Source organism: Chryseobacterium sp. FG46 (genome assembly GCF_057809135.1).
Genome location: NZ_JBMDJJ010000009.1, coordinates 24,931 through 49,222, shown reverse-complemented (window position 1 = coordinate 49,222; position 24,292 = coordinate 24,931). Strand labels below are relative to the sequence as shown.

The following is a 24,292-nucleotide window of genomic DNA, read 5'->3' as shown; positions in this document are numbered from 1 at the left end:
CTCCCTGATACAGGGAATAAATGGCTGAAAACGGGGATGTATTGAACGATGGATTTTGGAGAATTTTACAAAACGATAACCCCAATATTATAATTTACTTTATAAAATGAAAAACTTAATAATCAGCCTTTCAGTGATGACTGCTTTATTAGCATCCTGTTCACCTTCTGCAGACAAAAAAGCAGTAACAAATACCTCTCAGGATACTCTAAAAGAAGTTGCAGCATCTAAACCGAAACCTGTGAAGAACGATCCGGAACCCGTAGAAATACCAGATGATTTTTCAACGTTAGTTCCTATTGATGTGTTGAATAGTAAAAGCACTAATGTACATGATAAATATGGGATAGAGTTCTCCGGAAACTGTTATTCATGTGACTTGGCAAGCCTTTCTATAACAAAAAAGCAGATCAGATGGACCAATGTCTGTGATGAAAAAGATACTTTCGAAACTGATGATTTTTCATACTCTAATGAAGGAAACAAAACCATCTTGAAGACACCGGAAAGAACCTATATTTTAATCCAGATAGATAAAGCGCCCGTTTACGAACTCGTGATAGAAGGCAAAAAACCGGAATTAAAAAACAAAAGGATATCCAGATATTTTACCACGCAAAAAGCTTTACCCCTTTTTACAGAGCACGATTGCGGTGATTTTGAAGGTTAGTAAGATTGTATAAACCTTTTATAAAAGTTGGATCATTGATCCGGATGATAGAGTAGTCCGGATCAACAATCTTAAGTTTTCTGAAATCCGGCAATAAAAAACCTCAAATTGCTTTGAGGTTTATATGTAAAATAATGACTTAATTATTTTGCTGGTTTTTTAGGACTCATCATCATAATCATCCTTTTTCCTTCAAGTTTAGGAAGCTGGTCTACTTTTCCCACGTGCTCTAATTCCTGAGCAAGTTTTAAAAGCAAGATTTCTCCCTGGTCTTTAAAGATAATCGAACGTCCTTTAAAAAAAACGTAGGTTTTTAATTTAGAACCTTCTTCAAGAAATTTTTCAGCATGCTTCTTTTTGAATTCATAATCGTGATCATCAGTCTGAGGTCCGAAACGGATCTCTTTTACAACCACTTTTACCTGCTTAGCTTTAAGTTCCTTCTGTTTTTTCTTTTGCTCGTATAAGAATTTCTTATATTCCAATACTCTTGCAATAAAAGGTTCTGCCTTGTCAGAAATTACTACTAAATCCAATTCCTGTTCCGCAGCAATCTGTCTTGCTTTGTCAATTGGATAAATTCCTGGCTCTACGTTATCGCCCACCAAACGAAGCTCTCTCACACGAATTTTATCGTTGATCAAGTGTAAGTCCTCTTGTACCGGACGTCTTTGTGGGCCCCTGTTGTTAAATCTTTGTGCTATTGTATTATAATTTTATTGGTTAATTACTTAATTTAATTGATTCAAATTTTAAAGATTCTGTTAATTTTTTTAATCTTTGAATCCTTCAATCTTTAATTTATATTGCTGCTTCTTTTTTGAAGTAAGCTACAAAATCTTCCATCTTCATCACTCCAAGATCTCCTTCTCCGCGTCTTCTTACAGAGATCGTGCCTTCTTTTTCTTCATTTTCTCCTACGACAAGCATAAAAGGAATTTTATTCAATTCAGCATCACGGATCTTTTTACCGGTCTTCTCATTTCTGTCATCAATCTGACCGCTAATATCGTGATTTTCCAAAAATTGTGAAACTTTTTTTGAATAATCTACATATTTTTCACTGATCGGTAGAATAATAAACTGATCCGGGCTTAGCCATAGTGGGAAATCACCTGCAGTATTCTCCAGCAAAATAGCAATAAAACGCTCCATAGAACCGAATGGTGCTCTGTGGATCATCACGGGTCTGTGCTTTTCATTATCATTTCCGATATAATGAAGATCGAATCTTTCCGGAAGGTTATAATCCACCTGGATGGTTCCAAGCTGCCATTTTCTTCCTAAAGCATCTTTCACCATGAAGTCAAGCTTAGGACCGTAGAATGCAGCTTCTCCATATTCTATTACTGTTTTTAAACCTTTCTTTTGAGCTGCATTGATGATTGCACTTTCTGCTTTCTCCCAATTCTCATCAGAACCAATGTACTTTTGCTTGTTTTCAGGATCTCTTAATGAAACCTGAGTTACAAAATCTTCAAAACCTAAAGATTTGAATACATAAAGCGTTAAATCAATTACTTTTTCAAATTCTTCAGAAAGCTGATCCGGAGTACAGAAAAGGTGAGCATCATCCTGAGTAAATCCACGAACTCTCGTTAATCCGTGAAGTTCTCCACTTTGCTCATATCTGTAAACAGTCCCGAATTCTGCATATCTCTTAGGCAAATCTCTGTAGCTCCATTGTGAAGTTTTGTAAATTTCACAGTGGTGAGGACAGTTCATTGGCTTTAGCAGGAATTCTTCTCCTTCATTCGGAGTTTTAATCGGCTGGAAGCTGTCTTCTCCGTATTTATCCCAGTGTCCTGAAGTTACATATAATTCTTTTGCCCCGATGTGTGGAGACATTACAAATTCGTAACCTCCTTTTTTCTGGGCATCAGAAAGGAAATTTTCCAGTTTTCTTCTTAAAGCAGTACCTTTTGGCAGCCAAAGTGGTAACCCGGCACCTACTTTTTCAGAAAATGCGAAAATTCCAAGTTCTTTACCTAGTTTTCTGTGGTCTCTTCTTTTAGCTTCTTCCAGTCTTTCAAGATATTCAGTAAGATCTTTCTGCTTAGGGAAAGAAATACCATATACTCTTGTCAATTGAGGATTTTTTTCATTTCCTCTCCAATAAGCTCCTGCAGCATTTAATATTTTAACCGCTTTTACGATTCCTGTATTTGGAATGTGACCGCCACGACATAAATCTGTGAAGTTATCGTGTGTTACAAAAGTGATTTCTCCATCATTAAGATTAGAGATCAGTTCCACTTTGTAAGGATTGTCTGCATACGTTTTTAAAGCATCTTCTTTGGAAACCGGATACAAAGAGAAGGTAGAACCTTTCTTTGCATTTTCTAAGATCTTTTTCTCAATCTTTTCAAAATCTTTTTCAGATAAGCTTTCATCCCCGAAATCTACATCATAGTAGAATCCGCTTTCAATTGCAGGACCGATGGTCAACTTAGCATCAGGATAAAACTCAAGGATTGCCTGCGCCAGAAGGTGGGCAGAAGAGTGCCAGAAAGCCTTCTTTCCAAGATCATCATTCCAGGTCAAAAGCTGTACCGTAGAATCCGTGGTTATAGGTGTGGTCGTTTCTACTTGTTTGTCATTAACAATTGCGGAAATGGTGTTTCTAGCCAATCCCTCGCTTATAGATTTTGCCACATCTAGAGGAGTCACTGCTCCCTCGAATTCTTTGACACTATTGTCTGGAAGTGTAATTTTTATCATTGTTTACTAAGAAATTTTAAGAGGCAAAAATACGGAATTTTTAGATAAAATACTATATTAGCCTATAATTAGAATGAGAATTAATATTTAAAATGAAAAAGATACTGGTTGTATTTCTATTACTGAGTTCAGTTTGTAGCTTTTCACAGAAAAAAAACACTCCATTTTCTGTTACTTATAACAAAAATATTGAAACCTATTTTCTTGCAGAAATTCTTTCCGCAGAGCATAGAAGGAACAATAAAGACTTTGAACTTTATAAGATAAAAGAGTGCTCTGTTTACCAGCCTGTTGTAAAAAAAGCTTTACAGAAATATAGCCGGCTGAAGAATTCAAAAATTGCTGTTTCTACAGCAGAACTGAATGATATTTTAATGGAAAAATATGGTTCCGGAAATGATGTCCTCATGAAACCTCTTATGTATCATAAGGAATTTCCGGCAGTAGACTGGCTCAATGATTATCATTTTGAAAACAATAATCTGACCAGGGAACAAAATAAAGAAGCTACAGATTTAATTAAAAATTATATTTCTGATCTTTCAAGATTCTATATTCAGGAGAATATAGGGCAGTTTTTTAAAGAGAATGAAAGCTTCTATAATGGTGGGATAGAGGAATACAACAAACAGATTCCTGCCGGATTTACGGCTGCTATGGAGCGGTTTTATGGCGAAAGCTTTAATGCCTATACCATTATTATTTCTCCTATGATGATGTGGCCTATTGAAGATAATGAAGGAAGAGGAATTGCTGCAGAAGTCGTTTTGAAATCAGGAGCAAAAAATATTTATGAGATTGCAAGTCCGTTCGTGAGAGTACAGAAACCTGCAGAATTTGGCTATGACAATCAGTTTCAGGCACGTTTTTTAAGTGTTCATGAATTCGGACACTCTTTTGTGAATAAAGAAATATATAAAAATAAAGATCAGCTAGCCAGGTTTAAAGATTTATTTGAAAAGTCAAAATTAAAAGAAGTGATGATTAAAACAGGAGGTTATGGGGATTATCAAACCTGTGTTGCGGAACATCTGGTGAGATTGGGTGAGATTGAAACTGCCAGAATTCAGAAAGATGAAGAAAGAGTAAAAAGACTTCAGGAATATCATTTGAAAAATAATTTCATTTTTATACCCCTATTAGAAGAAAAATTAAAAGAATACAATTCTAACAGAAAAAAATATAAAACATTCGGAGATTTCGTGCCTAGACTGCTTGAAGCTTTTGAAAACAGTTCTGTAGAATTTATCAATGATGAACTTAAAAAAGAAAAGAAATAAAAACTTTAAAATTACAATAATATGAATCCTATTAATATTGATCTGCATTGCGATTTATTATGCTATTTACTGCGGCCGGGGTCATTAACAGATGACAAAGAGCTTGGCTGTTCACTTCCATATTTACAGGAAGGAAATGTAAAGCTTCAGGTGATGGCTATATACTCAGCAACAGATGAAAATAGCACTGTTTATGGAGCAAAGCAGAGCGAAATATTTTCAGATCTCCTTCAAAATGAAAGCTTTTTCTTATTTGATGGTGACAACTATAAGAATCCTGAGAACACAGATAAGGTAGGGGTTATTGCTTCCATTGAAAATGCATCTGGCTTTTGTGGTGAAAATGATACCCTGGATGCTGGCTTTAAAAATTTGGAAGCGATCATTGAAAAAACACAGAAAGTTCTTTATCTTGGAATAACCCATCATACTGAAAACCGATTTGGAGGAGGAAACAATTCTGAAGTCGGACTGAAAGATGACGGAAAAGTCCTGCTTGACTATTTTTCAGAAAAAAATATTGCTATTGATCTGGCTCATACCAGTGATCAGCTTGCTTATGGAATTCTTAATTATATCGATCAGAGAAATTATAAGATTCCTGTTTTAGCAAGTCATTCTAACTATAGACAGGTCCACGACAAAAAAAGAAATCTTCCTGATGAACTGGCAAAAGAAGTCATTAAAAGAAAAGGGTTAATAGGACTCAACTTTATCCGCAATTGTGTTGATGATACCAACCCGGAAATGTTGTATGAACATATTCAGTACGGTCTTGATTTAGGAGCAGAAGATGCAATTGCATATGGAGCTGATTTTTTCTTTTGGAAAAACCACCCGGATAAATCCCGATATCCTATTTTCTTCGAAGGATATGATGATGCATCCGTTTTTAATGCCATCAATAAAGAAATTGAAAAGCGCTTCTCTTCAGAATTGGTAGAAAAGATCAGTCATAAAAATGCATTGGATTTCATAGAGAATATGTATCAATAAAAAACATTTCTGTCTGATTAAATCAAAGCATAATTAAACAGGTCGCTCCCATCGGGATCTACTGTTGGTAGAAAAAAATCCCCATAGAGATAAAGCTCCGTAGGAGCGACCTGTTAATACCTAAGTCTGTGAGACTATATTAAAAACAAAACAGTTTTTGTGTTTTATTTTACATGAAATAAATTATTTTAAAATATTGTAAAATAGAATTTTACACATTATTATTTAATGTTTTCTTTTGTACTTTACTTTATGCTTGATAATCTCAATCACATCCACATGCTGAACTTTAGATTTGATCCATCCATGGATATCAATATAGAATAAGGAGCGTCGGTAATACTCATTGTTGGAAAACTCTTCCAGCTTTTTATCAAAACTTTCAAATGCTTTCTGTCTCTGATCCGGTACCTGATTATTAAGGTTCTTGAAGAACTGAATGCTTTCAAAATGGAATTCTTCCGGCTTCTTCATTTTCTTAGCAAACTTCAAAGTAGAAGCAATAAATTCATCATAATCTTCATCATTACCAGACTCATATTTTGCCATTAAGATCAGAATCCGGGTATGGAACAACAGGTCTTCCTGCACATTTCCTTTGGATTCGATGACCCTCATGGAATATCCAATGGATTTTTCAAACATTTTGCTGCCGAAGCACATGGCTGCCATTTTAAGGTAGAGAATCATAAAATGGTGTTCATCAATCCTTTCTCTGAGTTTTTCCATTTTTAATTCCACTTCAGGAATAAGCTTGGTTCCTGTAAAAAATTCTCCCTTTACAAAGTGAATATTCATAAGGGTATTGTAATGGGTAAGGAAAATAAGAGACTGGAGATTTTCATTCTGAACAAAATTCTCCGTATGTACCATTGTATTGAAATTCTGAAAATGCTCTTCCAGAATATCAATATTTCCATATAAAAACAGGATTTTCAGCAAATAAGTATTCCCCTTGATATACCAAACAGGATGGCTGTAGATCATTTCAGGCTTTTTATGAAAAAGATCTACCCACTGATAGGCATATTTTAAGGTGTATTTATAATCCTGTAAGAGCTGGTTTTTCCAGACATGGGCTTTGTAATACCATAATTTTTCTGTGAAATTCAGTTTCTCAGGGTTAATATTTTTAATCTCAGCATTAAAGATATCCATCACTTCCTGTCGGTCTGCATCGTTTTTTACATAACCATGGGTAAGCATTTCGCTGTATAATTTCAGAGAAAGATTAGATAATTTTGTGGTATAACGGTTTTGTTTACTGATCTCCCGGGACTGTTTGATAAGCTCTTCCGCACGGCCTTCAATACTTCGTGTAATAAATTGTGATTCAATTACTTTTTCAAGGTCTATGATCTCCGATGCAATACTTTTTTCATCCAGTTCCAGTGCCGTCTGCTTGGTCTTGTCTAATATTTTTAAAGCCTGTTTATAAAGCCCTTTCTGATACAGAATGTTGGCGAAATCCAACTGTTCACGAAGCTGGATTCTGTAGTTCTGATGACTCGGGTTCATACGGAGACTTACAAGAATCTGTTTGTAAAGATGGGCTTTAAGGTTGGAAAGCTGTTGTTTTGTAGATATTTTTTTCTCAATAATAATACTTTCATCGTATTCTTTCATTTTGTCCATCTCAGAAAATAACAGCAGAAATTTGGCATCTACGTTAATTCCGAGCCGGTTTACGTAGAGTTTAAACTGTCTTTTTTCAGAGGTCGTCAATGACTTTACCAATACAAACAAAAAATCTTTCTGCAATTCTGCCATTGTAAATTTTTGGGAATTAAATTACTGATTAATAAATAAATACAATTGTTTTCTAAGCTATTGAATATTGTAATTTTCAGAAAAAGTGAAAATGAAAAAATAACGCAAGCTGTAGTTTTGAGCCAAAATTAAGTAAAAAACTTCACTTATGAATTCCGAAAAAATTGAAATTTTTGACACGACACTGAGAGATGGGGAGCAGGTTCCGGGATGCAAACTGAATACGGAACAAAAACTGATTATTGCTGAAAGGCTTGATACGTTAGGAATTGATATTATCGAGGCGGGATTTCCAATTTCCAGCCCCGGAGATTTTGAATCTGTTTCAGAAATTTCAAAACTGGTGAAAAATGCGAAGGTATGCGGACTCACAAGAGCCAATAAAAAAGATATTGATACTGCGGCAGAAGCACTGAAGTTTGCAAAGAAACCAAGAATCCACACAGGAATCGGGACTTCGGATTCTCATATTAAATACAAATTCAACTCCACAAGAGAAGATATTATTGAAAGGGCAGCTGATGCGGTAAGATATGCAAAAACATATGTGGAAGACGTAGAATTTTATGCTGAAGATGCAGGAAGAACGGATAATGAATATCTGGCAAGAGTGTGTGAAGCGGTCATTAAAGCCGGAGCAACTGTACTGAATATTCCTGATACCACAGGATACTGTCTTCCGGAAGAGTATGGTCAGAAAATAAAGTACCTGAGAGAAAACGTAAAAGGAATTGAAAAAGCAGTGCTTTCATGTCATTGCCATAATGATCTCGGACTGGCTACAGCAAATTCTATTGCAGGAGCAATCAACGGAGCGCGCCAGATAGAATGTACCATCAACGGATTAGGAGAAAGAGCTGGCAACACAGCATTGGAGGAAGTTGTCATGATTTTAAAACAGCATAAGGATTTGAATCTGCATACCGATGTGAATTCCAGAATGCTGAATGAAATGAGTGCGATGGTTTCTGATCTGATGGGAATGTCCGTACAGCCTAACAAAGCCATTGTAGGTGCTAATGCCTTTGCTCACAGCTCAGGAATTCATCAGGATGGTGTGATTAAAAACAGGGAAACATATGAAATCATAGATCCTGCAGAAGTAGGTGTGAATGCCTCTTCAATCATTCTTACTGCGAGAAGCGGACGTTCAGCATTGGCTTACCGTTTCAAACATATAGGCTATGAAGTAACTAAGAATGAGCTTGATTACTTATATCAGGAATTTTTGAAGATCGCTGATCTTAAAAAAGAAATAGACAACGATGATCTGAGTGTTATGATGGATTCTTTCACCAGAAAAATAGGATAGGTTTGATTTAAAATCAAGATAAAGTAAAAAATGAACAACAGTAAAAAGACACTTTTTGATAAAGTATGGGACGCCCATGTGGTAGAAACCATTCCTGACGGACCTCAGATCATTTATATAGACAAACATCTTATTCATGAGGTAACCAGTCCTCAGGCTTTTGCAGAACTTGAATCCAGAAATCTGGAAATCTTCAGGCCGGAACAGATTGTAGCCACTGCAGATCACAACGTACCTACTTTGGATCAGGATCAGCCTATTAAAGATGATCTTTCAAGAAATCAGGTAGAACAGCTTACGGAAAACTGTAAGAAAAATAATATTGAACTTTTCGGATTGGGACATCAATATCAGGGAATTGTTCATATTATCGCTCCGGAATTAGGGATTACCCAGCCGGGAATGAGCATTGTATGTGGTGACAGTCATACCTCTACCCATGGCGCATTTGGATCTATTGCCTTTGGGATTGGAACCAGCCAGGTGGCTCAGGTATTTGCCAGCCAGTGTTTATTGCTGAATAAGCCGAAATCAATGAGAATTACAGTCAATGGCAAATTAAATGAAAATGTTCAGCCTAAAGATGTGATTCTTTACATCATTTCAAAAATAGGAACAGACGGAGGAACAGGATATTTCTGTGAATATGCAGGGAATGTATTTGAAGAAATGTCAATGGAAGGAAGAATGACGGTCTGCAACATGAGTATTGAAATGGGTGCCAGAGGCGGAATGATTGCTCCGGATGAAACTACTTTTGAATACGTAAAGGGAAGGAAATTTGCTCCGGAAGGAGAAGACTGGAATGAAAAAGTAGCGTATTGGAGAACTCTGAAAACAGATGAAGGAGCTGTTTTTGATCAAGAACTCAGCTTTGATGCTTCGGATATTTATCCAATGATTACTTATGGTACCAATCCGGGAATGGGTATTTCAATCCGCGAAGTTATTCCGGCACCGCAAAATGAATCAGAAGAGAAAGCTTTGAAATATATGGGGCTGGAAGCCGGACAGACAGTTAACAGTATCAAGGTTAACTATGTGTTCATAGGAAGCTGTACCAATGCAAGAATAGAAGATTTCCGCTCTGCGGCCCAATATATTAAAGGGAAAAGTAAATCTGATGCTGTAAAAGCACTGATTGTTCCCGGATCTCAACAGGTGGTTAAACAAATTTATGAGGAAGGTTTGGATAAAATATTCAGTGATGCAGGATTTCAGATCCGTCAGCCGGGATGTTCAGCTTGTCTGGCCATGAATGATGATAAAATCCCGGAAGGAGAATATTGTGTCTCCACCTCCAACAGAAACTTTGAAGGCAGGCAGGGACAAGGTTCAAGAACAATTCTTGCCAGTCCGCTTACTGCAGCAAAAGCAGCCATAGAAGGTAAGATATCAGCTTTTGAAAGTTTAAATTAAAAGTATTTTAAATTATGTTTTAACCACAAAGACACAAAAGAAGGCAATGCTAATGTAAGAAGAAGTTATTATTTACTTACATGAAAAGAACACTTAAGCTTTTTTGAAAATCTTTGATTTTCATTCTTATGCGAACTTCTTATGTGGATTCTTTTAATAAAGTAAAAAAACTTTTGTGGTTAAAGTCTAACAATGTAGAACACATGCAAAAATTAGTTGTTTTAAAATCCCGCGCAGTTCCATTGCCGGCAGAAAATATAGATACAGACCAGATTATTCCGGCTAGATTCCTGAAAAGTATAGACAGAAAAGGGTTCGGAGAAAATCTGTTCAGAGACTGGAGGTTCAATATCCATACGGGAGAACCTAATCCGGACTTTGTTTTAAACAATCCAAAATTCGAGGGTGAAATTTTAGTGGCGGGAAATAATTTCGGTTGTGGAAGCAGCCGTGAACATGCAGCGTGGGCATTGACGGATTATGGTTTCAAGGTAATTGTTTCAAGTTATTTTGCAGATATCTTTAAAGGAAATGCCCTGAATAACGGGCTTCTTCCTGTAAAAGTTTCAGAAGAATTTTTAAAAGAGATCCTGGAAGGAATTAATGAAAATCCTGATAATGAAATTGCCATTGATGTAGAGCTGCAGTCTGTCAGCTTTAAAGATACCACGGAAACCTTTGAACTTGATTCCTATAAAAAAATATGCCTGCTGAACGGTTATGATGATATTGATTTTTTAATCAGCAGAAAGCAGACCATCACAGAATTTGAATTAAAAACACAAAAAGCAAATGAGCGACAGTTATTTTAAAATCGCGGTTCTTCCCGGAGATGGGATTGGCCCTGAAATCATCAGTGAAAGCATTAAAATATTAGATGTTATTGCTGAAGTTTTTCAATGTAAATTCCATTTTGATTATGGATTAATTGGTGCAGAGGCTATTTTTAAAACAGGAAATCCTTTGCCTGAAGAAACACTGAAAATCTGTAAAGAGTCTGATGCAGTACTTTTCGGAGCTATAGGCGATCCGGTTTTTGATAATAATCCGGAAGCGAAAGTAAGACCTGAACAGGGATTATTAAGACTTCGTAAGGAGTTAGGATTGTTTGCCAATATCCGTCCCTTGAAAACCTATGCATCTCTGATTGATAAGAGTCCGCTCAAAAGAGAAATTATTGAGGGTGCCGATATCCAGATTTTCAGAGAACTGGTGAGCGGGATTTATTTTGGTGAAAAATTTACAGATCCGGAAGGTAATTACGCTTATGATGTCTGCAAATACAGCCGCGAAGATATTATTCCGATTGCCCACATGGCATTCCAGGAAGCTCAGAAAAGAAAGAAAAAGCTTACCCTTATTGATAAAGCCAATGTTCTGGATACCTCAAGATTGTGGAGAAAAACCTGCCAGGAAATTGCACCGGAATATCCTGATGTACAGCTTGATTATATGTTTGTAGACAATGCAGCCATGCAGCTGATTCTTAATCCTAAGCATTTTGATGTTATTGTAACGGAAAATATGTTTGGTGATATTATTTCTGATGAAGCAAGTGTAATAGGAGGTTCTATCGGATTATTGCCTTCTGCTTCAGTAGGAGAGAAAAATGCTTTGTTTGAGCCTATTCATGGTTCTTATCCACAGGCAAAAGGAAAAGGAATTGCCAATCCTGTTGCATCTATTTTAAGCGTTGCCATGATGCTGGATCATCTTAACTTACAGAATGCTGCAGATAAATTAAGACAGTCTGTAGAACATGCTATTGAGAATAAGTATGTAACGATTGATCTTAATACCAAGCAGTATTACTCCACAAGTGAAGTGGGTAGCTTTATTGCTGATCATATCAGATATTCCGAAAAGTCCTATTACAATTTTGAAAATATCAAGATCGGAAAATCCACCATTGTGTAGAAACAAAAGTTCAGTTAGATAGTTAGAAAGAGAAGTTCCGCCTCATACGATGCGGAACTTTTCGTTTTTCATTATAAATAAAGCCTTTAGAGCTTTTTTATCTTTTTGTATTATCCGTTTTTCCTGATTGGTTTTTTGAAGACTTCTGAACATCTTCTTTATCAATATCAGGCGGATTGGTCTTTTTTGATGCTGCAGGAATATTCTGGAAATCCTGATTTTGCTTTTGGTTTTCTGCGGTATTGGCAGATTCTTTCTTATGGTTTTTTCCTTTTGTATCCATGAGTTTGAATTTTAAATGTCAACAATATGGATCATATCATTCAAAGGGTTTGCCAAACAGAAATATTTTCTTCTAAAGTCCCAGAATACCAATTTTTCCGGTTTTATCCTCTATTTCATAATTTAAAGCCTTCGCCAGAACAAAAACATTATTCAGGTTTTCCATCAGCTGTTTGCGGCCTTCGGTTCTCAACTGATTCTGGTCAATTGATTTTTCTGCGGTTTCCTTAGCTTTAGCGGTAACGTTTTTAATGTCTTTTTCCGAGATTCTGTTAAAGAAAGAATCGTCCAAAGACTGAATCTCAACGCTTGGAGTAATTCTTATCTCAGCATCAGGAAGCTCAGTAATAATAAGCTTTTTGTTGATGGAATCTACTTCGATCTTCATTTTGTTGAGATCATAAGAAACCTGTGCATTAGTCTTTGTATACGTAATGATGCTGTTGCTGGAAACTTCTTTCCCAAAAACCTCATAACCCATTTTGGTTTTCTGCATGCTGGATGTATTCTGTTCCATCACCACCATTTTATTCATCTTGGAGATTTGATTGGTCAGAATATAATAATCTGACTTTTCAGTTTTACTTCCAAGATTCAGGCAGGATTTCAGACCAAAAAACAGCACCACCATCGCGCCGGCACCCGCTGCAAAGGATAATATTGTTCTATAATTTCTCAAAATCTATTTAAAAATTTCTTTGATAACAGACGAATCATTCTTTTTTAGAATTTGAACCAAATCCATTTCAATATATCCTGTAGTAGGCATTTCGATAATTCTGCCTACTTCTTTTCCATATCTTTTCAGGATAATAGTAGGGACTTTCTGAAGATTGTAAAGACTTTCATCTCCGGTAGGAGACTCTTTCTTACGGTTAACAGCAATAATATTCAATTTACTGTCCGGATAACTTACGGCTTCCAATATTTTCATCAGTCTTGGAAAATCTCTGTGGCTGTCTTCACACCAGGTTCCTATGAAAACAATAATATCATAAGTTCCGATTTTTTCTTTTTTTAAATCACTGACTGCTTTTTGGTCAAGAACATACTCATCATGTTCTTTCACATACCAATCTGCATAAGGAGCTTTCAAAAACTGCTCTTTCAACTGGTTTCCCAAAAGCATTTTGCCGTCATTCTGAGTTTCAACTTCACGGTTTACCACAACTTTTTGTGCAGTAAGCTGTTGTGCAGCCAAAAACAAGCTTGAAAAGGCAACAATATTGGTAATAAATTTTTTCATATTTTATTTTTCGATAATTGATTTTAAATCAGCAGGAGAGTAGTATTTGTTTTTTAATACTTTATGATCTGCCTGTCTGTAAACATTGAATTTTTCTCCGGACTTTTCATAAAAAGATTCTACTTCCTTTTCTTTGTAAAATTCTACGGTTTCCTTTGCCTGCTCTTCATTATCACATGCTTTCGACATATTGGAGCGCTGAACTTCGTTGAATAGTTCTACAAATTTGTTGCCAAGTCCGAATTCCAGTACCGCACCACTCAAAACATACTGAAGATCACATAATGCATCTGCAATTTCTACGATATTATTATCTGCAATCGCTTGCTTCAGTTCGTTTAATTCTTCCTGTAAAAGCTCTACTCTCAGGCTGCATCTTTCAGGAGAAGGAATTTGTGGGGTATCTAAAATAGGGGCTTTGAAAGTAGTATGGAATTCTGCTACTTGGTTCAGACTATCAATTTTATCCATGAATTTTTTTATTTCCCACAAAGATAGAAAAGGATTTGTAAAATGTGAAATGTACAGGGAGAAATCTATGAATAAAGAGGAAGAGAGCATATAATGATTACAGTATCACAGATAATAAATTGCAGCATTTCATTTTCAGAATAAAATTATTTAAACCCAAACATCTGTGAAAATCTGCCTTGTCTGTGGGAAAAATTTAATCTATAAAAATCAAAAACCACAACTTGAAAATTGTGGTTTTGTGATGAATCTTTGGGTATATTTTTAATTACTCATATTTCCAGACTCCGGAGATGGTCAGTATCATCAATCCGGGCTGCTTTTCCCCATAGCTGAATATGGCTATATATTTTGATTGACAGGAAGTGCAATGGGTACCAAAGTATAATGTTGGCAGATCATTAACGGTCAATTCGCCGAAATGAAACATTCTTTGAGAGGTTTCGCTGACCATTCCATGTTTTAGCAATTCACTTTTAGGTAACACCTTATCTTCATGATATAATTGCAGAACAGGAAATCCTGATTCGTAAGGAGCTATTGTAATTCTATTTTTGTTTCCGCAATGAGAGCAGGTGAAAATTGTTGCTGCTGATGGGAGCGCCTCATCATTGATAAAGGAACTTTTTTCAACACGAGCTTTTCCGGTAATGTTTATTTTTTCTGAAATTGAATACATTTGAGTTGATTTATGGCTGGATAACCGTGCCTACTAAGTTAGGATATTTTCCGCTGGGACTTTTCTTAATGGTAATTTTAATATAACCTTCTTCTGCCAGCTTATTCCATGTTTTCTGGTATCCTGTATTGATATCAATTGGGATTTTCCACATAGTTTGTTTTCCTTTTCCTGCCTGGCTGAACCAAGGAATAATGTCTGCTGTCTGTGTTTTAAACTGCATGGAATTATTCAAAACATCAATTTCATAATAAAAATCGTATTTGTCTTCCGGTTGGTTTAAAGCTCTTTGTGTAAAGGTGTAGGTGTATCCATTAATGATAGGACTTGTGAAACTTCCTCCCAGTGTCGGAACTCCGGTTCCGTTATAACTGCCCACAGCTCCGCTGTATCTGTCGAACTTTTGTCCAACCTGTAAAGGAACATCGTCAACGATATTGTAACCTCCGTTGGCAGGCGGCCAGCCTCCATTTAAATTATTAGCCTTAAAAAGTGCTTCCAGTTCACTCCATTGACCTCTTTTATACAGATCGTAAGCTTGATTTCTGACTGCTTGACTTACCGAATTATTAGAGTCATAAGTTACGGCCAGTTCATCCGCATTTTTGTAGAATACAGTGGTGACATCAGGATTGGTGTCTGGTTCATCATCTCTGTCTGAATTACAGGCAACCGAGAACGAAGTAATAGCTAAAAAAAAGAGGTACTTAAATAAATGTTTCATATAAAAATTTTAAATTGTTTTAAAATTGTAGAGGTATTAGAGGGAATTACCTTTTTGAAACATCATATTATTCACGAAGATCTTGAATGAATTACTGAAATGAGGATTCGTAATGATTCTCTGTTCAGTAAGAGGACTTTTTGAGGCTGGAATTTGTTTTAATAATACACTTTTCTGGCAGTAAAGTGTAGAAATATAAATTTACGTCAAAATAGAATCAAAAGAAGCGGCTGCATGAGATGTCAAAAACGGCTTTGAAGCTCCCTTAAATACAATCTGGGTAAACGGTACAATAAAATATTTTTATGCAATAAATTTAAATCAAAAAACTTAAATACTAGTTATTTTGTCTAAAATAAATTATTATTTTGAAATTAATTTTATTAATAAATATATTTAAGCTAATATTTTACATTCAGATAAACAAAAAAGCTGCCCGAATGAGCAGCTTATTGGTTAAATTCTATTTTTTTATTTTTTAATGAATTGTTTTGTAAATCCTGCGATTTGGATTACGTAAGTTCCATTGGTTAGTTTATTTACATTGACCGTTCCGCTTTGAAGGTTTCCTCCACTTACAAGCCTGCCGGACATGTCGTAGATTTTATACTCTTCATTACCGGTATTCGTAAGGGTAAGAATATTTTTTACAGGATTGGGATACAGTTTGATTTCTGTAGAGGAAGGAGCAGCATCTTCATTAGAATTTTTTACAGAAATATTGGCATTATTGATATCAAAGAAAATATGATGGCTTCCTTTGATCATTATTCTTCCGGAGTTGGTTAAAGTGTCGGGAACTATAATACTCTCCGAACCGTCATTAGGAGTTCCGGTCAAAAGTGTCGTCCATGTGTTACCGTTATCTGTTGACCACAGAATGTCTACATTGGCTGTATTTACACCATTTGCTGTGGTGCCTGCTACATCCCATGTAACCGTTTGTGAACTTCCTTTTATATAGGAAACGGCTGTGTTCTGTGACGTTATCATAAATGGCCCGGCTGCTGGATCCACAGTTAGTCTTATGTCATCGGAATTGTTGCCTCCACCTCCGGCTTTATTATCACGAACAGTGAGTCTGAAATTTAATGTTCTGGCTACAGAAGGAAGTGCTTCAACATCTATTTCTGTTCCTGCGGTTTTGAGAGCACCTGTCAAAATGGAAGACATTCTCGGAAAATACCTTACCGGGGAAGCTGAAGGCGTCCACGATCTGAATATTGGTCCTGGAATTTTTGATTCCTGTGCTGCAGAGTTAGCTTCCGTTTCAGAAGAAGTTCCTTTATCCATCTGTTCCCAGATATAACTAAGCTGGTCACCATCTGCATCAGTTCCAGATCCGGTAAGCATAAAAGGAGTACTTTTAGGAATAATATAATCAAGACCTGCATTGGCTGTAGGAATTGAGTTTCCGGTATTGGTATTTACAGAGCAGTTTTTTATTTTGATATTATTGGTGATCTGCTCAATACTTATGGCATGAAAAAACGGATCTGAGTTATTCTGAACATCATAATTGGTGATGCCGGCATATCCCATAATGGTAGATCCTGAACCTGGTTCTACAGGTTTTAAGCCTGGTTCATCGCGGTAAGAAGAGGTATGATTTCCACCGAACTGATGTCCCATTTCATGAGCTACAAAATCTATATCAAAAGTATCGCCCGAAGGATTACCGTTTGCCGGAGAAGTGTATCCGCTTCCTTTATAGCTGCTTGGGTAGGTTATACCCTGACTTTGGTAAGTAGACATATCATTGTCACAAATACATCCGATACATCCAGCATTGCCGCCACCGCCGTCTCTGCCGAAAAGGTGTCCTATATCAAAATTATTATTTCCAATGGAAGAACTCAAATTGTTCATCAGCTCCAGATTCCAGCTCTTCATTTGTGAAGAGGGAGAATAAGGGTCTGTAGCGGCATCGGTATAAATAAGGTTATCGTTATTGGCAATCAGGACCATTCTTGCTGCAAAATCATTTTCAAAAATAGCATTCACACGGGTCATCGTATTATTCATAGCTGCTAAAGCCTGAGCTTTTGTTCCCCCAAAATAAGAGGTGTATTCTCCTGTGCAGGAAAGAGCAAGCCGGAACGTTCTTAATGTAGAATCATCTGCATTTTTATGAGTTAAGACATTTGAATTGCCTTTTTGAGCAACATCTAAAACTGTACATTCAAGTTGGTTCAGATGGTCTTTTCTGTCAGACCTTTTATAAATGATATAAGTGGAAAGGTCTTTAGTATAAGGCTGAATAAAAACGGCAGATTTATCTCCATAAATTTCCGTAGAAGATAACCCTAAAGAAGAAATACTGAAATAAACTTTTGAAGTTGGATCTTCCACACCTTCACCAATATAAGATTTGATATCCGGATATTTAGAGGCCAGTTCCGGCTCAAAATTAGAGTTTTCCGTTACCTTGAAATTTTCCATTTTACCTGTTGAATTGGGAAAAGAGATAATGACTTCAGATTTCTCCGCTAATCTTTTTGGAGCTTTTGCTAATACATTTTTTAATCCGGTTATATTCAGATGAAAAAGCTGCGGATTTTCAAAAGCTGACATGTTTTCAAAAACAGGAGAGGATATTTTGATGGAGCTGGAAGTCCATAAACAATTGGTCTGTGCAAAAGAAATACCCGACAATGCGAGCATTCCCGTTATCAATAATTTTTTTTTCACTTACATGTATTTTCGGCAAAAATAGTAAAAAACTTACTGAAAATGTATTCTTTATATGTGAAAATTATTTAAACTTTACAAAAATACAAAAGTCACACAAGGTTTCATTTGAAAACACTTGAGTTCACTTAAAGTAAGTTTAATATGATACCACAGAAAAGTTCACATAAGACGAAAATCAAAGATTTTTATAAAACTTGGGTATACTTATTACACATAAGGCTTGGTTCTGAAAAAACTTAAGTGTTTAAAACTTTTGTGCCTTTTGTGGTTAAAAATGAATATAAAAGTTTAAACAAGCTCATGTTTTTTTTCCTTCCATCCCAACAAGAAAAAAGATGATAAACTGAAAGTTTATATAAAATTTTTTAAAAAAAGAAAAACCGTTCTGTGCAGAACGGTTTTTCACATCGTTTAATTTTAAAAAGTTTATTAGGTATTAATTTTTAATAAATCTCTTAGAAGATTCTCCAATTTGGATCATATAAGCACCTTTGATAAGATTGCTTACGTTCACAGAACCTCTTTGAAGTTTTCCTGAGTCAATTAGTTTTCCACCCATATCGAAGATTTTATAATCTTCTGTAGTTGTATTGGAAATATTAAGTATATCTCTCACAGGGTTTGGATAAAGCTTCACATCTGTAATCAGATCTTTTGTATTATGAAGATCTCCTTTTCCTGATGAAACAATATTAAGAGTATAATCCTCAACCTGTCCATAAGTAAATGCTTCACATGAGGAAGTAGGGATTGAGCTGTATTTCATCATTACTCTCATTCTTGTTGATCCAACCGTAGCTGTAGATGGAATAGTGATAGATCCGGTAACCGGACTGGTTGTAGAGCCTGCTTTTGTCCATGCCAGTTCGCCGCTGTCTGTGAAGTCCCCATCTCCGTTGTAATCTATATACACTGCGTAGGCTTCGCTATATTTTGTAGAAGTCCACACCGGAGTAATTGAAATTGTATAAGCGTTTCCTCTGGTAACATTGGTAGAAACTGAAGTGAAGTTTTCGTAACCTGCAGTTCCTGTAGATGTATTGTTAATAGATCCGAATGTTACATTTCCAATTCTTTCATCCGCAGTATTCGATGCTGAGGAAGAACAGTAAGTAACAGTTCCGCCTGAAAGAGTTGTAACACTTACGGTGTTGCTGGAAACAGAAGCGTTTCCTGCTGCATCTTTTGCTTTAACAGAGAAAGAGTATGTAGTAGCAGGAGTAAGTCCTGTTACAGTATACGTAGTAGAAGCTGTAGAACCAATTAGTGAAGCTCCCTGGTAAACGTCATATCCTGTAACTCCTACGTTATCTGTAGCCCCTGACCATGAAAGATTTGTTGTGGTAGCTGTAGTTCCTGAGGCAGCAAGGGTAGGAGCTGTAGGTGCAACAGTGTCAGGAGTTCCGGAACCTGCATTTACAGAGATGTTAGCATTGTTAACATCAAAGAAAATATGGTTTGATCCTTTTACCATAATTCTTCCTGTTGTTGTATTGGCATTAGGAATGGTTACTGCCTGTGAACCATCATTTGGAGTTCCTGCCAATAGGGTAGTCCATGTATTTCCACTGTCTGTTGACCAAAGGATATCAACATTGGCTGTGTTTACTCCGTTGGCTGTAGTTCCTGCCACATTCCATGTTACTGTTTGAGAACTTCCTCCAGCGTAGGTTGTTGCAGAATTCTGTGAAGTGATATTGAATGGTCCTGCAGTTCCGTTAACAGTGATAACAGCATCATCGGAATTATTTCCTGAGCCTCCTGCTTTGTTATCGCGAACGGTAAATCTGAAGTTTAATGTTCTGGCAACTGAAGAAAGTGCTTCTACAGTGATTTCAGAACCTGCAGTAGTGGTAGCTCCTGCCAGAACTGAAGCCATTCTTGGGAAATATCTTGCCGGAGAAGTGGTTGGAGTCCATGATCTGAAGTTTGGTCCTGAAGCTTTTGTAGCGCTTGCGGCTGAACTTGCTCCTGTCTGGGAAGAAGAAGCATTGTCCATTTGTTCCCAGATATAGGTTAAAGAATCTCCGTCTGCATCCGTTCCTGTTCCTGTCAGTACGAATGGCGTTCCTTTTGGAATTGTATAGTCCAGACCTGCATTGGCGGTAGGAATTGCATTCCCTGTATTGGTATTGACAGAGCAGGTTTTCGCTTTAATATTATTGGTGATCTGCTGGATACTTACTGCATGGAAGAACGCATCAGAATGAGGCTGGATATCTTGGCCGGTAATTCCCGCATATCCCATGATTGTTGATCCGGAACCTGGTTCCATATTAACGCCTGTGCCTTCATTTCCATGAGAAAAAGTGTGATTTCCACCAAATTGATGTCCCATTTCGTGAGCCACGTAGTCGATATCGAAATTGTCTCCTGAAGGAATGGCATCTGCCGGAGAAGTGTATCCACTTCCTTTTGATCCGTTTGTACAGATACAGCCGATACACCCAGCATTTCCTCCGCCTCCTGAAGCTCCGAACAAGTGTCCGATATCATAATTAGCTTCACCAATTACAGACGTTAAAGTACTTTGTAGCTGAGAGTTCCAGCTGCTCATTCCTGAAGCAGCAGAATAAGGGTCCGTAGAAGCATTGGTGTAGATAACAGCGTCATTGTTGGCGATAAGAACCATTCTTGCAGCGAAATCTTTTTCAAAAACACCATTTACACGGGTCATGGTGGTATTCATTGCTGCTAAAGCCTGAGCTTTTGTTCCTCCGAAATAAGTGGTGTATTCTCCTGTGCAGGAAAGTGCCAGTCTGAACGTTCTCAGTTTGGCATCATCAGCATTAGGCCTTGCTGCAAGAGCGGAATTGGAAACTCCCTTCTGTGCGGCATCCACCACGGTACATTCAAACTTATTAAGATCATCTTTTTTGTCAGACTTTCTGTATACTATATAAGAAGAAAGATCTTTGGTGTAAGGCTCGATGAAAACAGCCGATTTATCACCATAAATTTCCATGGATGACAGTCCTAGTGGAGAAACACTGAAATAGACTGTGGAATTAGGATCATCCAGACCTTGTCCTACATAGGATTTGATATCCGGATATTTTGCTGCCAGCTCAGGGGCAAAATTGGAATTCTCCCTCACTTTAAAATTTTCCATTCTGCCTTCAGAATTCGGAAAAGAGATAATGAGTTCTGATTTTTCGCCTGCAGCCAGTCTTTTGGGAGCTTTTGCCAGGATGTTTTTCAATCCGTTGATATCCAGGTTGTATACCTTAGGATTGCTGATGCTGGTTTTGTTTTCAAAAATCTCTGATGAAGTTTTTTTTGAACCTTCAGACCAAAGACGGTCAGTCTGTGCGAAAGAAATACCCGAAATAAGGAGCATTCCAATCAGCGTTAATTGTTTTTTCATATTAAATATTAAATTTGATTGTGGAATATCAAATGTAATAAAAAATATATTACGAAAAACAAAATTTTTTAAGAGATATTTGGACTTTACATGTAATATATTATGTAATGCATTATATGTAATTGAAAAAGCTCATTAATAAAAGAAAAGTGAAATTGGTTAAATGTGTTTTATTCTTAAAAAAATAAAATACTGGTGATTTAATTGGTTATTTAATAAACTACCCCGGGGCAGAGCCCCGAAGTATTAAAAGTCAAAAAGTGTAAGTTGAGCCTCATGCACTTTTTGATATTCTTTTTCTTTTCCTTGATTTTCTATATATTTTTTAATGACATCTTTGTTTCCATATTGACCTACTGTATTTGCGTAATAACCACTTGTCCAAAAATTTCCACCCCAAAGCTTTGCTTTAACTTCAGGAAAACGTTTGAAAATTTCTTTAGCTGTGATACTTTTTACTTTCATACAAATTTCACTAATTGACAAATTTGGAACACTTTGTATCAAAAAATGAACATGGTTATCTTCATAACCAATTTCTAAAAAATGAATTTCATAGCGATGAGACAATTCAATACATATTTCTTTCAAACCAATTCCAACTTCTTCACTAATAACCGAATTCCTGTATTTAATAGGAAAAACAATATGGTAAAGAAGTAAGGTTTTATTATGTCTTTTCAAAATATGGTCGTCCATAAATCAAAGCTACATCTTTTTTATTCTTTTGAAAAACCATCCGTTTTTCAAACTTTTCCTCTTTTTACCCCGAGGCAGAGCCTCGAGGAATTCTTTAGATTAAAATGAGACAATACAATCTTTAAATTATTTAATGATATATAAATAGTGTTGATAAATCAAGTTTACTGTATTGCTCTGTATTGGTCTACAAAAAAAGCTGTTTCTAAATGAAACAGCTTACTATATTGATGTAATTCTTACTTACATTTTATCATCAGCAGTAGGGCCGTAAAGTCCGGGAACTTTATTTCCGGTTGATCTTAAATAAACAACCAGCTCACCTCTGTGATGGTACAAATGATTGTAAAGAAAAGCTCTTATCACCTGAATTTTTGGCATAGGAGGAAAAAGTACATTTCCGTCCATTTCCATTTTCCACTCATTGAAATAAGTGCTTTCATCAGAGTTTTCAAGAACTTTCTGTGCGTTGGCAACATTTTCTTCAAATTTTGCAAGGATATTTTCCGCTTTGGAAATGTCTCCTTTGTCATACCTGTACGTACCCATATCAAAAATATCCTTATTGAAAGTGGATTCATACCAATTGTATACTTCAGCAATATGAGAGGCAAGCTGACCGGTGGTCCAATTTTTTTCGGACGGTTTCCAATCCAGTGCGCTGTCGGGGATTGCCTGTAAAATTTTTCTGGTGTTTTCAGCTTCATGCAGAAATTCACCTAAAAGTGCCTGTTTAATCATTTGTATTGGGATTTTAAAATGTTATTTCGTGATATCTCTTCCGATTACCAGTCTCTGGATCTCAGAAGTCCCTTCACCTATAGTACAAAGCTTAGAGTCTCTATAGAATTTTTCAGCAGGGAAGTCTTTTGTATATCCATATCCTCCGAAGATCTGAACCGCATTGTTTGAAATTCTAACGCAAGCTTCAGAAGCATATAGTTTTGCCATAGCTCCTTCTTTTGTCATTTTTTGTTTTGCGTTCTTAAGAGTAGATGCTCTTTGAATAAGAAGTTCAGCAGCATCAATTTCTGTTGCCATATCCGCTAACATAAAGTTGATCGCCTGGAAATCTGCAATAGGTTTCCCGAACTGATGTCTTTCTTTTGCGTATTTTAAAGCAGCTTTGTAAGCACCTCTAGCTGTACCAAGACTTAATGCTGCAATAGAAATTCTACCGCCATCCAATATTTTCATTGCCTGCTTGAAGCCATCACCTACTTCACCTAAACGGTGAGAATCCGGTACGCGTACATTATCAAAAATTAATTCTGCTGTTTCGGAAGCACGCATTCCTAATTTATTTTCTTTTTTCCCGGAAGTAAAACCAGGCATTCCTTTTTCCAAAACAAAAGCTGTAGAGTTATTTTTAGCTCCTATTTCTCCTGTTCTTGTCATTACCACGGCAATATCTCCTGAAATAGCGTGGGTGATAAAGTTTTTAGCTCCGTTGATGATCCAATCATCGCCATCTTTTACAGCGGTAGTAGACATACCTCCTGAATCTGAACCTGTGTTGTGTTCAGTAAGTCCCCAAGCTCCGATTACTTTTCCTGAAGCCAGTTGAGGAAGCCATCTGTGTCTCTGTTCTTCATTTCCAAATTCATAAATATGGTTGGTGCAAAGTGAGTTGTGTGCAGCTACAGAAAGACCAATAGAAGGGTCAACCTGAGAAATTTCGTCCAGAATAGTAACATACTCATGATAACCTAAGCCAGAACCTCCATATTGTTCAGGAATTACAATTCCCATAAAACCCATTTCACCTAATTGGTGGAATAAGTCTTTTGGAAATGTTTGGCTTTCATCCCATTCCATAATATTGGGTCTGATGTTCTTTTCTGCGAATTCTCTAGCTGTTTCCGCTATCATTTTGATGTTGTCGATAGTCTCTGTATTCATATAATAATAGTTAATTCCCAAAGATAACCAAATTGATGGAATGCTAAAATAAATTATTTCATTCATACTATGTAAAGGGTAATCCCTTTAATTATCAAAATTTTATATTTAGATAATTAATACTTTCTTAATAAAATATTCAG

General features: G+C 36.4%; 21 protein-coding genes. 7 read left to right on the top strand and 14 right to left on the bottom strand.

Annotated elements, in window-relative coordinates; all coding sequences use genetic code 11:
• Nucleotides 1-106: 106 nt before the first annotated feature.
• Nucleotides 107-670: a hypothetical protein gene (locus ACODR7_RS08730; RefSeq protein WP_488838683.1), complete on the top strand. Its 564-nt coding sequence runs from the start codon at nt 107-109 to the stop codon at nt 668-670.
• A gap of 143 nt (nt 671-813) precedes the next feature.
• Here ACODR7_RS08730 and infC read toward each other — a convergent pair whose 3' ends face one another.
• Nucleotides 814-1,314 carry a translation initiation factor IF-3 gene (infC, locus tag ACODR7_RS08725; RefSeq protein WP_027372223.1) on the bottom strand — a complete coding sequence of 167 codons (501 nt, stop codon included), beginning with the start codon at nt 1,312-1,314 and terminating at the stop codon, nt 814-816.
• Nucleotides 1,315-1,471: 157 nt separating this feature from the next.
• Complete coding sequence (gene thrS, locus ACODR7_RS08720; protein WP_488838682.1) at nt 1,472-3,391, bottom strand: threonine--tRNA ligase; 1,920 nt, start codon at nt 3,389-3,391, stop codon at nt 1,472-1,474.
• 92 nt (nt 3,392-3,483) lie between these two features.
• On the opposite strand from thrS, the gene ACODR7_RS08715 reads away from it, so the two are divergent.
• Both ACODR7_RS08715 and ACODR7_RS08710 read left to right on the top strand, forming a co-directional pair.
• A complete protein-coding gene (locus tag ACODR7_RS08715) occupies nt 3,484-4,671 on the top strand; it encodes a DUF4932 domain-containing protein (protein ID WP_488838681.1) in 1,188 nt (395 codons plus the stop codon).
• Nucleotides 4,672-4,692: 21 nt separating this feature from the next.
• Nucleotides 4,693-5,667, top strand: coding sequence for a dipeptidase (locus ACODR7_RS08710; protein ID WP_488838680.1), 975 nt, complete (start codon nt 4,693-4,695; stop codon nt 5,665-5,667).
• Between the two features lie 225 nt (nt 5,668-5,892).
• On the opposite strand, the gene ACODR7_RS08705 is transcribed toward ACODR7_RS08710, so the two are convergent.
• Entirely contained in the window at nt 5,893-7,437 is a 1,545-nt protein-coding gene (locus ACODR7_RS08705; RefSeq protein ID WP_488838679.1) for a hypothetical protein, read from the bottom strand.
• A gap of 148 nt (nt 7,438-7,585) precedes the next feature.
• Here ACODR7_RS08705 and ACODR7_RS08700 point away from each other — a divergent pair, with 148 nt between their 5' ends.
• From ACODR7_RS08700 to leuB, 4 genes are all read left to right on the top strand, one after another.
• The gene (locus ACODR7_RS08700) at nt 7,586-8,749 is read left to right on the top strand and encodes a 2-isopropylmalate synthase (RefSeq protein ID WP_488838678.1); all 1,164 of its coding nucleotides are present in this window, start codon (nt 7,586-7,588) and stop codon (nt 8,747-8,749) included.
• A 30-nt stretch (nt 8,750-8,779) separates the two neighbouring features.
• On the top strand, nt 8,780-10,168 hold the full coding sequence (gene leuC, locus ACODR7_RS08695; RefSeq protein WP_488838677.1) for a 3-isopropylmalate dehydratase large subunit: 1,389 nt from the start codon (nt 8,780-8,782) through the stop codon (nt 10,166-10,168).
• 203 nt (nt 10,169-10,371) lie between these two features.
• On the top strand, nt 10,372-10,980 hold the full coding sequence (leuD, locus tag ACODR7_RS08690) for a 3-isopropylmalate dehydratase small subunit (RefSeq protein ID WP_488838676.1): 609 nt from the start codon (nt 10,372-10,374) through the stop codon (nt 10,978-10,980).
• Complete coding sequence (gene leuB / locus ACODR7_RS08685; protein ID WP_488838675.1) at nt 10,961-12,085, top strand: 3-isopropylmalate dehydrogenase; 1,125 nt, start codon at nt 10,961-10,963, stop codon at nt 12,083-12,085. The genes leuD and leuB overlap by 20 nt, the downstream gene beginning before the upstream one ends.
• Before the next feature lie 97 nt (nt 12,086-12,182).
• Here the strand turns inward: leuB and ACODR7_RS08680 are convergent, their stop codons facing one another.
• The 11 genes from ACODR7_RS08680 to ACODR7_RS08630 all read right to left on the bottom strand — a co-directional run bounded on the left by ACODR7_RS08680 (nt 12,183) and on the right by ACODR7_RS08630 (nt 24,149).
• Nucleotides 12,183-12,368, bottom strand: a complete 186-nt coding sequence (locus tag ACODR7_RS08680) for a hypothetical protein (protein ID WP_488838674.1) — start codon at nt 12,366-12,368, stop codon at nt 12,183-12,185.
• Nucleotides 12,369-12,440: 72 nt separating this feature from the next.
• Nucleotides 12,441-13,046 (bottom strand): DUF4230 domain-containing protein, encoded by a 606-nt coding sequence (locus ACODR7_RS08675; RefSeq protein ID WP_488838673.1) that lies wholly within the window; start codon nt 13,044-13,046, stop codon nt 12,441-12,443.
• Nucleotides 13,047-13,049: 3 nt separating this feature from the next.
• Entirely contained in the window at nt 13,050-13,613 is a 564-nt protein-coding gene (locus ACODR7_RS08670; RefSeq protein ID WP_488838672.1) for a TlpA family protein disulfide reductase, read from the bottom strand.
• 3 nt (nt 13,614-13,616) lie between these two features.
• Complete coding sequence (locus ACODR7_RS08665; protein WP_076594795.1) at nt 13,617-14,084, bottom strand: pyrophosphohydrolase domain-containing protein; 468 nt, start codon at nt 14,082-14,084, stop codon at nt 13,617-13,619.
• Between the two features lie 268 nt (nt 14,085-14,352).
• Nucleotides 14,353-14,763 carry a hypothetical protein gene (locus ACODR7_RS08660; protein ID WP_488838671.1) on the bottom strand — a complete coding sequence of 137 codons (411 nt, stop codon included), beginning with the start codon at nt 14,761-14,763 and terminating at the stop codon, nt 14,353-14,355.
• Between the two features lie 10 nt (nt 14,764-14,773).
• A complete protein-coding gene (locus ACODR7_RS08655; protein ID WP_488838670.1) occupies nt 14,774-15,487 on the bottom strand; it encodes a hypothetical protein in 714 nt (237 codons plus the stop codon).
• 471 nt (nt 15,488-15,958) lie between these two features.
• A complete protein-coding gene (locus ACODR7_RS08650; protein WP_488838669.1) occupies nt 15,959-18,178 on the bottom strand; it encodes a zinc-dependent metalloprotease in 2,220 nt (739 codons plus the stop codon).
• A gap of 439 nt (nt 18,179-18,617) precedes the next feature.
• The gene (locus tag ACODR7_RS08645) at nt 18,618-21,548 is read right to left on the bottom strand and encodes a reprolysin-like metallopeptidase (protein ID WP_488838668.1); all 2,931 of its coding nucleotides are present in this window, start codon (nt 21,546-21,548) and stop codon (nt 18,618-18,620) included.
• A gap of 246 nt (nt 21,549-21,794) precedes the next feature.
• Nucleotides 21,795-22,247 carry an IS200/IS605 family transposase gene (tnpA, locus tag ACODR7_RS08640; protein ID WP_488838667.1) on the bottom strand — a complete coding sequence of 151 codons (453 nt, stop codon included), beginning with the start codon at nt 22,245-22,247 and terminating at the stop codon, nt 21,795-21,797.
• A 243-nt stretch (nt 22,248-22,490) separates the two neighbouring features.
• The gene (locus tag ACODR7_RS08635; RefSeq protein WP_488838666.1) at nt 22,491-22,988 is read right to left on the bottom strand and encodes a DinB family protein; all 498 of its coding nucleotides are present in this window, start codon (nt 22,986-22,988) and stop codon (nt 22,491-22,493) included.
• A gap of 21 nt (nt 22,989-23,009) precedes the next feature.
• Nucleotides 23,010-24,149: an acyl-CoA dehydrogenase family protein gene (locus ACODR7_RS08630; protein ID WP_488838665.1), complete on the bottom strand. Its 1,140-nt coding sequence runs from the start codon at nt 24,147-24,149 to the stop codon at nt 23,010-23,012.
• Nucleotides 24,150-24,292 lie beyond the last annotated feature (143 nt).